Source organism: Mesorhizobium sp. M0029 (assembly GCF_040323735.1).
In the GTDB taxonomy this organism is placed as follows: Bacteria; Pseudomonadota; Alphaproteobacteria; order Rhizobiales; family Rhizobiaceae; genus Mesorhizobium.
Window position 1 is genome coordinate 35914 of sequence record NZ_JAMYVF010000002.1, and the last position, 11623, is coordinate 47536.

Annotated in this window: 10 protein-coding genes; 8 read left to right on the forward strand and 2 right to left on the reverse strand. The window is 63.0% G+C overall.

The features are described from left to right. Positions 1 to 7: 7 nt before the first annotated feature. The 4 genes from NKJ76_RS03315 (at position 8) to NKJ76_RS03330 (ending at position 4185) form a co-directional block, all read left to right on the forward strand. The gene (locus NKJ76_RS03315; protein WP_023693465.1) at positions 8 to 1384 is read left to right on the forward strand and encodes an NAD(P)/FAD-dependent oxidoreductase; all 1377 of its coding nucleotides are present in this window, start codon (positions 8 to 10) and stop codon (positions 1382 to 1384) included. 242 nt (positions 1385 to 1626) lie between these two features. Continuing rightward, the gene (locus NKJ76_RS03320; RefSeq protein WP_352462499.1) at positions 1627 to 3138 is read left to right on the forward strand and encodes a protein adenylyltransferase SelO; all 1512 of its coding nucleotides are present in this window, start codon (positions 1627 to 1629) and stop codon (positions 3136 to 3138) included. Positions 3139 to 3796: 658 nt separating this feature from the next. Then, positions 3797 to 3982: a hypothetical protein gene (locus tag NKJ76_RS03325; RefSeq protein ID WP_023688550.1), complete on the forward strand. Its 186-nt coding sequence runs from the start codon at positions 3797 to 3799 to the stop codon at positions 3980 to 3982. A gap of 2 nt (positions 3983 to 3984) precedes the next feature. Continuing rightward, the gene (locus tag NKJ76_RS03330; protein ID WP_084626314.1) at positions 3985 to 4185 is read left to right on the forward strand and encodes a hypothetical protein; all 201 of its coding nucleotides are present in this window, start codon (positions 3985 to 3987) and stop codon (positions 4183 to 4185) included. Positions 4186 to 4786: 601 nt separating this feature from the next. Here NKJ76_RS03330 and NKJ76_RS03335 read toward each other — a convergent pair. Both NKJ76_RS03335 and NKJ76_RS32370 read right to left on the reverse strand, forming a co-directional pair. Further along, on the reverse strand, positions 4787 to 4945 hold the full coding sequence (locus NKJ76_RS03335) for a hypothetical protein (protein ID WP_023724403.1): 159 nt from the start codon (positions 4943 to 4945) through the stop codon (positions 4787 to 4789). 182 nt (positions 4946 to 5127) lie between these two features. Then, positions 5128 to 5634: a DUF982 domain-containing protein gene (locus tag NKJ76_RS32370; protein ID WP_502902268.1), complete on the reverse strand. Its 507-nt coding sequence runs from the start codon at positions 5632 to 5634 to the stop codon at positions 5128 to 5130. On the opposite strand from NKJ76_RS32370, the gene NKJ76_RS03345 reads away from it, so the two are divergent. From NKJ76_RS03345 to otsB, 4 genes are all read left to right on the forward strand, one after another. After that, the gene (locus tag NKJ76_RS03345) at positions 5620 to 6681 is read left to right on the forward strand and encodes a glycosyltransferase family 4 protein (RefSeq protein ID WP_023724402.1); all 1062 of its coding nucleotides are present in this window, start codon (positions 5620 to 5622) and stop codon (positions 6679 to 6681) included. The genes NKJ76_RS32370 and NKJ76_RS03345 overlap by 15 nt on opposite strands. Positions 6682 to 6724: 43 nt before the next feature. Then, positions 6725 to 8887 (forward strand): amylo-alpha-1,6-glucosidase, encoded by a 2163-nt coding sequence (locus NKJ76_RS03350; RefSeq protein WP_023724401.1) that lies wholly within the window; start codon positions 6725 to 6727, stop codon positions 8885 to 8887. 144 nt (positions 8888 to 9031) lie between these two features. Further along, positions 9032 to 10813, forward strand: a complete 1782-nt coding sequence (locus NKJ76_RS03355; RefSeq protein WP_023724400.1) for an alpha,alpha-trehalose-phosphate synthase (UDP-forming) — start codon at positions 9032 to 9034, stop codon at positions 10811 to 10813. Next, positions 10810 to 11598 (forward strand): trehalose-phosphatase, encoded by a 789-nt coding sequence (otsB, locus tag NKJ76_RS03360; protein ID WP_032998676.1) that lies wholly within the window; start codon positions 10810 to 10812, stop codon positions 11596 to 11598. Before NKJ76_RS03355 ends, otsB begins: the two co-directional genes overlap by 4 nt. The last annotated feature ends 25 nt before the right edge of the window (positions 11599 to 11623 follow it).

An 11623-nucleotide genomic window follows, 5' to 3' on the forward strand; every position in this document is an offset into this window, starting at 1 on the left:
ATCAAGCATGCAATTCGCCACCGAGAGCAGCCACGGCCGGAGCCTGACACCGCGCATCGTCGTGGTCGGCGGAGGCTTTGCCGGTCTGGAGGTTGCCAAGGCGCTCGGCAAGGCGGAAATCGGGGTGACGATCATCGACCGCCACAATCACCACCTGTTCCAGCCCTTGCTCTATCAGGTTGCAACCGCCGCCTTGTCGGCGCCTGACATCGCCGAGCCCATCCGCAAGATCCTGGGCCGCTATCCCTCGGTTCAGGTCCTCTTCGGCGATGTCACCGAGATCGGCACCGAGGCCAGGATACTGGTGCTGGCCGATGGGACCACGGTCCCCTACGACATCCTGGTCTTGGCCACTGGTTCGCAGCCATTCTATTTCGGCCAGGAGAGCTGGGCTCGGGTCTGTCCCGGTTTGAAGACCATCGAGGACGCGCGCACGATCCGGTCACGGCTGCTGCTATCGTTCGAGCACGCGGAACGGACCACCGATCCAGTCGAGCAATCCCGGCTGATGACGATCGCCATTATCGGCGGCGGCCCGACCGGTGTCGAACTGGCGGGCTCGATCGCCGAACTCAGCCGGCACACACTGGCGCGCGACTTCCGCAACATCCGGCCCGAGAAGACAAGGATCATACTGGTAGAAGCCGGCGAGCGTCTGCTCGCCGGATTCGCCCCGGAGCTTTCCAGATATGCACGTCTGCGCCTTGAAAGCCTGGGCGTCGAGGTCGCGCTCGGCAACCGGGTCGAGGCGATCGAAGCGCATCAGATCACCGTCGGCGGCCAGGTGATCCCGGTGGCCTTGACGCTCTGGGCCGCCGGGGTGGCGGCTTCTCCGCTGGTCGCCCAGCTTGGTGTCGGGCTCGACCGCGGCGGTCGGGTGAAGGTCGAATCCGACCTGCAGGTCGTCGGCCATCCCGATGTCTTCGCGCTTGGCGACGTCGCACTGGTCCTCGATGGGAACGGCCAGCCATTGCCGGGTCTTGCCCAGGTCGCCAAGCAGCAGGGCGAGCACCTCGGCAAGGCACTGGCACGCCGGATAGATGCTGGCGATACGCTGCCCGCTTTTGTCTTCAGCAATCGAGGCAACACGGCCATTGTCGGCCGCCACGCTGCCGTGTTCGAATCGGGTAGGCTGAAACTGAAAGGCTGGTTCGCCTGGTCTGCCTGGGCGCTCATCCATGTCTACCTGCTCGTCGGTTTTCAGCACCGCGTTCAGGTCTCGATCCAGTGGCTCTGGCGCTACCTGACCTATGAGCGTGGCGCCCGGCTCATCGCCGAGGAGCGAGTCGAACCGGGTTCGAAATCATCGCCGGGAGCGGCCCCGAGAGAGCCGCTGCCAACCAAGGCAGACGCCGCCCCGGCATTGCACGCCCGCACTGACTAGATTGCCGGGTGCTCAGTTCGGAGACAGTGGCGATGCGGGGTCAGCTCTGGATTCCGCCACGGCCCGTCGTCCCACGGCAGCCCGAACCTAGATAGTTGAGGCGGGTGGTTCCCAGCTTGTATCCGGTGCCGGCCTGATGGATCCGGATGGCACCAACGACGTTGCGTCCCTATATGAACAAATGAACACAGGCTCCTCGAAACGGGATCTGTTGAACCCCTCCTCTTCAGAGACAGCTCGTCATGACGTCACCTGCGACTGCTGAACAACCCCCGGTCATTCAGACGGGGCTTCCCGCCCTGAGCAACAGCTATGCGCAATTGCCGGAGCGCTTCTTCGCGCAAACAGATCCGAAGCCGGTGTCCGAACCGCGGCTGATCCGGTTCAACCGGCACCTCGCGGAGGAACTCGGGCTCGATGCCGACCAGCTTACCAGCCCGGATGGAGTGGCGATGCTTGCCGGCAACAGATTTCCGGAAGGGTTGCAAGCAATCGCCCTGGCCTATGCGGGCCACCAGTTCGGAAACTTCGTGCCTCAGCTTGGCGACGGGCGCGCCCTGCTGCTTGGCGAAGTGGTGGACGTCAACGGCGTTCGCCGTGACATCCAGCTGAAAGGATCGGGACCAACGCGGTTCTCGCGCAACGGCGACGGCCGCGCCGCACTCGGCCCTGTCCTGCGCGAATATGTCGTCAGCGAAGCGATGGGGGCGCTCGGCATTCCGACGACGCGAAGCCTTGCGGCGGTGCTCACCGGCGACCCGGTCTATCGCGAGGTCCGGCTGCCCGGCGCCGTCCTGACACGGGTGGCGGCAAGCCATATCAGGATCGGCACGTTCCAATATTTCGCCGCGCGCCACGACACCGAGGCGCTCAAGATACTGGCCGACTATGCCATTCAGCGTCACTTCCCACAGCTGGCGGGGGAAGCACGGCCGTACCGGGCTTTGCTGGAGGCCGTTGTCGCCGCACAGGCGGACCTGGTGGCGCGCTGGATGCTGGTCGGCTTCATCCATGGCGTCATGAACACCGACAACATGTCGATCTCGGGCGAGACGATCGACTATGGCCCATGCGCCTTCATGGACGCTTACGACCCCAGCGCGGTGTTCAGTTCGATAGACCGCGCCGGTCGCTATGCCTATGCCAACCAGCCTCGTGTCGCCACATGGAACCTTGCGCGCTTTGCCGAGACCCTGCTGCCGCTCATGAGCACGGACGAGAATGAAGCAGTGTCTGAAGCGGAAGAGGTGCTGAGGTCGTTCCAGGCCTCCTATGAGGCTGTGTTGCAGCGCGGCTTCCGCAGAAAACTCGGACTGCTGACCGAAGCGGAAGGCGACTTGCAGCTCGCTGCCGACTTTCTGGATGTGCTGGCTCGCGGCGAAGCGGATTTTACGCTCGGCTTCCGGCGCCTGGGCGATGACCTCGACGCTGCGGACGGCCAAGGCACGGCGCGGCAGTTGTTTAAGGATCCAGGTGCATTCGATGCCTGGTCGGCGCGGTGGCGCCAGCGCATCGCAAGCGAGGGCGACACGGCCACGCGCCGTTCTGCCATGCAATCGGTCAATCCCAAATTCATCCCCCGCAATCATCGCATCGAGGCGATGATCCAGGCGGCGTTGGGCGGCGACTTCAGACCGTTCGAGGAGATTCTGGCGGTCGTCAGCCGTCCCTTCGATGAGCAGCCGGGAATGGAACGCTTTGCTGAGCCGCCACGCCCGGATGAGCGCGTCCTGCAGACATTCTGCGGTACATGAGACATTCGTGATGGTCGCTTAACATGTGCAAATGCGGAAGACCCATTTGCAAGCTATCGTCACGGGCACTCTCGTAGGGGCTGAGCTATGACGATCATAGAATTGGCATTCGAATTGCTGGCACGGAAGCTCGTAGACCGTACCGGAATATCAGACGAAGATGCTCGAGACCTTGTCGCAGCCATGGGAGCTGACTGGTCATCGCTCGTGCGAGCAGCGAGGGCGATCAAAGAGGCTTAGGTCTTTTGACGTCGTTTTAGCTGCCATCAGCTGCAGGCAGATCGGACCAGAGGCTGCTGCCGCGATCCAGGCGCGACACCGCGCTCTTCACCGATCATGTCAGCAACGTGGTCGAGCACTGTATTTCGGTCGCTCCAGATCGACCGGATACAACACGCTGTCCCCTGAAAGCCACTGAAGCCCGCTACGCAAGTCGCCGGAAGCTCGCAATAAACTGCGATAGCAGCCCAGGCTTAGGATTTATATTGCAGGCCCGCACCACTGGCGGGGCGACGCGGGCGGGCCGCTGCCGTTCCTTGAAATCCGCGTTGGGAGTCAGATTCCGTCGGCACCGAAAAGCACAGGTGCTGACGAAGCAGACGGAACTTCCCCCCACGATCACGGTTTTGAGTCACGATGCCAACCCAAGGAGATGCAGATGTCGAGCAAAATGCCGCCCGTGCCGCCTGAGAACCAGAGCCAGAAGGGTCGAGGAGAAGGGCGACAGGTTAGCCACGATGATGCCCAGCACGGCACTCACGGAGCGCCGGATCCGGAGCGCCAAGGGCAGCAAGCCAACACCAAGGTCAACACCACTCATCAGGGCCGTCAGCAGGATCGGTGATCATGTCCACATCGAAGAAACACCCGAACACGATCCGGCAGGGCGGGCCAGGCGCATCGCACGAGAACGCCAGAAAACCCCTGCAGGTCAACAAACCCCCGGCGGATGAAGACCGTCGATCCAAAAGCCGAGTTTCAGGGGGTGGCGGTGAAAAGGACAGTCATCATTCGCACAATCCAGCCAAGAAGGGTAGCGACAGTTGAACCCACGGCTTTGTGAATGATTGTGCTAAAGCGCGCCGCGTGTGCATGTCATTGTCTCACAACCGGGCCTTTTTTTGAGTGACATGCATTAGCCGGACCAGGGTGAGGATCAGCGAGTCGAGACGCCCGGAAAAACCGGAGGCCGTGGGCCCGCACCACTGGCGGAGCGATGCGGGCCCGGCCAAGGGTTACGGCCCTCGACCAGCAGCGAGGGGCTCGCTGCCGCATGCAGAACAAGCCCCGTAATTTCAGGTTCCGCTAATATACAAAAAAGCCGGCCACCTTTCGGCAGCCGGCCAGTTCCAACAGAACAAGGGAACGTGCACTGATGGGGCAGTGCAACGCCCGAAGTGTTTCGAGGCGACGATGTTCCACCGGAAATCCACAGATTCGCCGTTTCGATCTACATTGGCCGGATTGAAAGATCTTTGACGATCTCTCCCAAGTTCTCGCGGAGCCCGGTCCGACGTGTGGCGCCCGGTCTGCGCCTTTGCTCTCTATGCGGCCAGCAAGCTCATCCTTGAAGAATGCCCGCCGCGACTGCCGCGCGCGTCAACACCGGCGTGCAATTTGGTCGAGCGCGCGGCAGACCGGGGACGCGTCAAGTCGAGCGTCTGTCGACGTAGGTGTAGACGCCGGCCCCAATGGCGACCGCGCCGACCGTGATCACGATCGATGGCGCGCCCATCAAACTGGCAAGGACCGCCCAGATGAGGGCGATGACGATAGCGCCGAGTGTTCCCAGGATCAGTTTCGGCATTGTCTACCCCTCCACGTTCGGACCGCCCGTGGATGATCGTCACCCACCGGTCATGCGAAACGCATGAAAGCACAGTGTGGCCCATGAGGTGAAGGGCCGCGCCGGAATACTCCGGTGCGAAAAAGATGATGCCCGCGCCGCCAAAGCCCGGGTGTTCAATAGCCAAATGGCTGGACCGGCGTCTAGCGCCTCAGCGCGCGGACTTCCGCCATGCTTTCGCCGCCCATCGGCAGGGCCATGTCATCATCGAGCAGCCGGGTGATGCGGGCAAAGCCCGTGAACGCCTTCCTGGCTGCTTCGGCCGACATTCTGCCCGACAGGGCCGCGGAGCAGCAATTCACGGCGCATTGATACACAGGCCCACGCCGTCCCAATGGCCATTTCTGCAAAAAGACCATCGCTTCGGCAACGCTGTCGACTTCCTCGACGGGGTGTCCCTGCCCGCGCGCAATGCGCACGGGCGTAAAGAAATGCAAGCGGTCCATTTTGTTCTCTCCCTGGTCGGCCGCAGCGCGGACCAACCCTATTAAATTCGCGGATAGCGCGTTTGTTCCGCTTATTGCAAAAAAATCTGCGCTGGTGGGCTTGGGTTGCCGACGCCCGCTTTTGTCCGGAACGTTAGGCCGGCTGATGCATTTCGCTCTCTTGATTGCCTTGAGGGACACGTTCAAACCATGCGGATAGCCCATGTCGCCCCTTTGCACGAATCGGTGCCGCCCCTTCTCTATGGCGGCACCGAGCGCATCGTTTCCTATCTGACCGAAGGGCTGGTCGAACTCGGCCATGAGGTGACGCTGTTCGCCAGCGGCGACAGCCGGACGTCGGCCAGACTGATACCAGGACGCGAACGCGCCCTGCGCCTCGATCCGCGTCCGCTGAAATCGGACACGGCGGCGCATCTTGCGATGCTTGCCGATGTGAGGAACCGAGCCCACGACTTTGATATCATTCATTTTCATCTCAGCCATTTCCTGCATTTCTCGTTCTTCGAGACCATGCCGGACAAGACGGTGACGACGCCTCATGGCCGGCTCGATTATGTCGACCTAGCGCCAGCCTATGAGCGTTTTCCGCGCTTTCCGCTGATCTCGATCTCACACAGCCAGAAGACCGGGCTTGCGAATGCCAATTGGCTGGCCACCATCCATCACGGGCTGCCGACGGGTCTCTATAAGCCGACCTTCGAGACGGCGGCGGGCGAACCATACCTTGCCTTTCTCGGCCGGCTTTCTCGCGACAAGCGGCCGGACCGGGCCATCGACATCGCCTTGCGCTCGGGCATGAAGCTCAAGCTGGCGGCCAAGATCGGCGACGATGACCGCGCCTATTTCCATGAGACGATCGAGCCCTTGATCGATGGCGACCGCATCGACTATGTCGGCGAGATCGCCGAGGGTGAGAAGACTGAATTCCTCGGCAATGCCGCTGGTCTGCTGTTTCCGATAGACTGGCCCGAGCCGTTCGGCCTTGCCGCGATCGAGGCGATGGCGTGCGGTACGCCAACCATCGGCTGGAACTGCGGTGCGTTGCCGGAAGTCATCGACCATGGCGTTACCGGATTTGTCGTCGATTCTCTCGATGCCGCTGTCGCCGCGGTGCCGGCCTTGCTGCAACTCGACCGGCGAAAGGTGCGCGCCGTCTTCGAAAGTCGGTTCTCCGCCAACAGGATGGCGCGCGACTATCTCACTGCCTATGCGCGTCTCATCGGCGCCCCGGCTGAATCGAAAGCATCGTGAACGACGGCGGACGTTCCGAGCCCGAAACAGAGATTTGTGACTGATGACCGAACTTGACGAGCGCAAGCTCGACCCTGCCGTGGCCCTTGCCTCCCTGGACGAAACCGCGCCGCGCGAGCCGCACCGGCTGTTTGCCCTGAAGCAAGGCGACTGTTTTGCCGTGGCCGATGCCTACGGCGATATCAGGGGCGCGGGCGACGGTTTCTTCCGTGACGACACGCGGGTGCTGTCGGAGTTCAGGCTCACCGTCGGCGGCCGGCAGACATCGCTGCTCGGCGCCTCGCTCAGCCAGGACAATGTGCTGTTCACCAGCAATTTGACCAATTTGCCGATGCAAAGCGCCGGTGGCCGCGACATCCCGCAGGGCGCCATCCATATCGAGCGCGTCAGGCTGTTGTGGCAGGACCGGCTGTTCGAGCGCATCACCCTTTCCAACTACAGCCAGGAGCATTCGGCAATCCGCGTCTCGCTGCATTTTGCCGCCGATTTCCGCGACATGTTCGAGGTGCGCGGTTCGACCCGGCCGAAGCGCGGAATGGCGCATGCAGCGGAGATCGCGCCTGCCTCGGTGCTGCTGCGCTATGACGGACTGGACGGGCTGGCGCGGGTGTCGGCGATCTCGTTCTCGCAGCCGCCGGACCAGTTGAGCGCCGAGCGCGCGGATTTCCTCATCGCAGTGACCAAGCGCAGCAGCAAGATGCTTTACGTCGAGGTCGGCGCGGAACTGACCGAAACGCCCGACCGCGACCGCTTCCGGGCGGCCGCGGCGCGCGCCCGTTTCGGCATGCGGGCCAAGCGCCGCCATGGCGCGACGGTGCACAGTTCGGGCCGCGTCTTCAACGATTGGGTCGAACGCGCTCGCGCCGATGTCGCCTTGCTGACCACCGAGCTGTCGACCGGCCCTTACCCCTATGCCGGCATCCCCTGGTTTTCGACGGCCTTCGGCCGTGACGGCGTCATCTCGGCGCTGCAGATGCTATGGCTCAACCCCGGCCTGGCGCGCGGCGTGCTTGCCTTCCTCGCCCAGCACCAGGCGACCGAAACATCGCCTTTCAGCGACTCGCAGCCCGGCAAGATCATGCACGAGACGCGCAAGGGCGAGATGGTGGCGCTGCAGGAGCTGCCTTTCGGCCGTTACTATGGCGGCGTCGATACCACGCCGCTCTACATCCACCTCGCTTGCGCCTATGCCGAGCGCACCGGCGACATGGACTTCATCGCCAGCCTGTGGCCATCTCTCTGCGCCGCCGCCAAGTGGACGGAAGAGGCGAGCCGCGCAACCGGCTTCGTCACCTATCAGCGCGCCGCCGAATCCGGCCTTGCGAACCAAGGCTGGAAGGACAGCTTCGACTCCGTCTTCCACGCCGACGGGCGCATTCCCAAGGGGCCGATCGCGCTGGTCGAAGTGCAGGGTTATGTCTTCGCAGCCTTCAGGGGCCTTGCCGCTCTTGCCCGCCGCCGGGGCGAGTTCGCGCAGGCCGAGCACTGGGAAAATCGCGCCGAAGAGATGCGGATCGCCGTCGAGCGTGATTTCTGGCTGGACGATCTCGGCTTCTATGCGCTGGCGATCGACGGCGCCGGAGAGCCGTGCAAGGTGCGCACGTCGAATGCCGGACACCTGCTCTATGTCGGCCTGCCCGAACCGGCGCGGGCTAAGATGGTCGCCGACCAGTTGCTTTCGGCTTCCTTCCACTCCGGCTGGGGGGTGCGAACGCTTTCCGACGATGCTGTGCTGTTCAACCCGATGTCGTACCACAATGGTTCCATCTGGCCGCATGACACGGCGATGTGCGGCGCCGGCCTGGCGCGGTTCGGCGAGCGTGACAGCGTGGTGCGGCTGATGAGCGGTACGTTCGAATCGGCAGTGCATTTCAACATGCGACTGCCGGAACTGTTCTGCGGTTTCACCCGCTCGCCGGGCGAAGCGCCGATCGCCTACCCCGTCGCCTGCCTGCCGCAAGCGTGGTCGGCAGGCTCGGCCTTCATGCTGATGCAGGCGTGCCTCGGTCTGGAAATCGACGGCTGGAACGGCGAAATCCATGTGACCCGACCCCGTTTGCCGATCGGCATCGATACGCTGACGCTCAGGCATCTGGGTGTCGGCGAAAAGAGGGTCGATCTTACCTTTCAGCGCGTCGGCGACCGCGTCGTCGCCTTTCTCGCCGACCGCCATGAGGGGCTGGTTCCGCTGATCGTGCGGACATGATCGGAACGGCTTTCAACGGGAACCGATCCCAAGGTTTGTGCGTTGCAAAAAACACAGGTTCTCACGGGCGATCGTCGGCTGCGAACACTCAAATGGAACCATGAAGAAAAAGGCCCTGACGGCCAAAATTGAGTTGGAATTGGAATGACTGATTATGGCATGGCCCTGCTCTGGGTCTTGATCCTTGCAAGCCTTGGCCTTTCGATTCTAGCCGTTCTGTTATCGATCTCCAGGCAACGTCGTAGCCATAGCTTGACGGTTGCACCGACTGCCGGCGAGGACGTCGCATCGGAAGCGACGCGCAAGGTTTTGCGGGAGTTCGAGAAGAATGGACAATCTCCCGACGCGGCGCTGGTGAACTGGTCGCCCGACACCTTGCGCAAGATACTTGCCGACGACCTGCCGGACGCGCAGGTCATCGTCGTCTCGAACCGAGAACCCTATATCCACAACATCAAGGACGACGGCGTCGAGCTTCTGGTGCCGGCCAGCGGCCTGGTGTCGGCGCTTGAGCCTATCACCCGCGCCTGCAGCGGCACCTGGATCGCCTATGGCGGCGGAACGGCGGATCGTCTGACGGTCGATAGCAACGATCGGGTTCAGGTGCCGCCGGACAATCCGTCCTATACGCTGCGCCGCGTGTGGCTGAGCGACGACGAATATCAGGGCTACTATCTCGGCTTTGCCAATGAAGGGCTTTGGCCGCTCTGCCATATCGCCTTCACCCGGCCGGTCTTCCGTGCCTCGGACTGGGAGGCCTATGAGGCCGTCAACCGCAAATTCGCCGATATGGTGGTTGCCGAGGCGCGCAATGAGCGGCCGATCGTGCTGGTTCAGGATTACCATTTCGCGCTCCTGCCGCGCATGATCCGCGAGCGCCTGCCGGAGGCGATCATCATCACCTTCTGGCACATCCCGTGGCCGAACTCCGAAGTGTTCAGCATCTGCCCATGGCGCGAACGCGTTCTTGATGGACTGCTCGGGAGCTCGATCATCGGCTTTCACACCCAGTTTCATGCCAATAATTTCACTGAAAGCGTAGACCGGTTCCTGGAAAGCCGCATCGAGCGCGCCGACGCCGCGATCTCGTATGGCGGGCGGACGACCCTGGTGCACGCCTATCCCATCTCCATCGAATGGCCGGCCGAACTCCTGGCCAAACTGCCACCGGTCGAGGAAAGCCGCGCCCGCCTGCGTGAGCGGTTCGGCCTGTCGGCGGACGTCAAGCTGTGCGTCGGCGTCGAGCGCCTGGACTACACCAAGGGCATCCTCGACCGCTTCCATGCGCTGGACGAATTGTTTACGCGCCACCCCGAGTGGATCGGCAAGGTAGTGTTCCTGCAGATTGCTGCCCCAAGCCGCGGCACGCTGCCGGCCTACCAGCAATTGCACGATGAATGCCTGCGTTATGCCAACGAGCTCAACCAGCGCTACGGTCATGACGGCTACAAGCCCGTGGTCATGGTGGCTGAGCACCATTCGCAGCAACAGATCTATGAGATCTATCGCGCCGCCGACATCTGCATGGTCACCAGCCTGCATGACGGCATGAACCTCGTAGCCAAGGAATTCGTCGCCGCGCGTGACGACGAACAGGGCGTGCTGTTGCTCAGCACGTTTGCCGGCGCGTCGCGCGAACTGCTGGAAGCACTGATCGTCAATCCTTACGACGCGGCGATGATGAGCCAGGTGCTGCTGCAGGCGCTGGCCATGTCACCGGACGAACAACGCGAGCGCATGCGCCCGATGCGCGAAATAGTGCGCGACAACAATGTCTTTCGCTGGGCCGGCAGCATGCTGCTCGATGCGGCGCGCCTGCGCAAACGCGGCGACCTCGAAAGAGCGACAGGTGTCGCCGAGCGGCCCGCAAACACCGGCAGCAACATCGTCTCGCTGTTCGACCGCATGCGGAAGGTGGCGTCATGAATAGCCTGTCGAAAGCACCGGGCCTGCCAACCGCACCCGACCTGCCGGAAGGACAATGGGCGCTTTTCCTCGACATCGACGGCACGTTGCTGGCGCACGCCGCGCACCCCGACGCCGTGTCCGTGAGCGACGAACTGCGCAACCTCCTAGGCGCCGTCGACAAACGGCTGGACGGCGCCGTCGCCTTTATCACCGGCCGCTCGGTCGAGGGCGCCGACCGCCTGTTTCATCCGTTGAAGCTGCGTGTTGCCGGTCTCTATGGGCTGGAACACCGGCTGACGCCGGACGGCCCGGTCGTTACCGCGGATGCTCCCGCCGATATCGCTGCCCTTGCCGACGCCATCGAGGCCGAACTGGATGACGGCCTCGTTCATATCGAGCGCAAGGGTCCGATCCTCGCCATCCATACGCGTGCGGCGCCGCATCTGCTGGCCAGGGCAACGCATCTTGCCGAACAGGCATTGACCGAGCTTCCCAAGGGCTATCGGGTTATCCCGGGCAACGCCGGCGTCGAACTCATGCCGCTCGAAGCGGCCAAGGGCGCTGCCGTGCGGCGTTTCATGGCAATCCCGCCCTTTGCCGGACGGCGGCCGGTCTTTCTCGGCGACGACACCGCCGACGAAAACGGTTTCGAGGCGATCAACGAGGCCGGCGGCATCTCGATCCGGGTCAAGCCGCGTGGGCCGACCGTGGCCCAATACAGGCTCGATGATGTCACCTGCGCGATAGCTTGGCTTGCCGCCAATTTCGACGCATCACCGGCCCTCAACCGCAAAGCGTCCTGATCGCTGCCGCCTGCGGATCGAATCA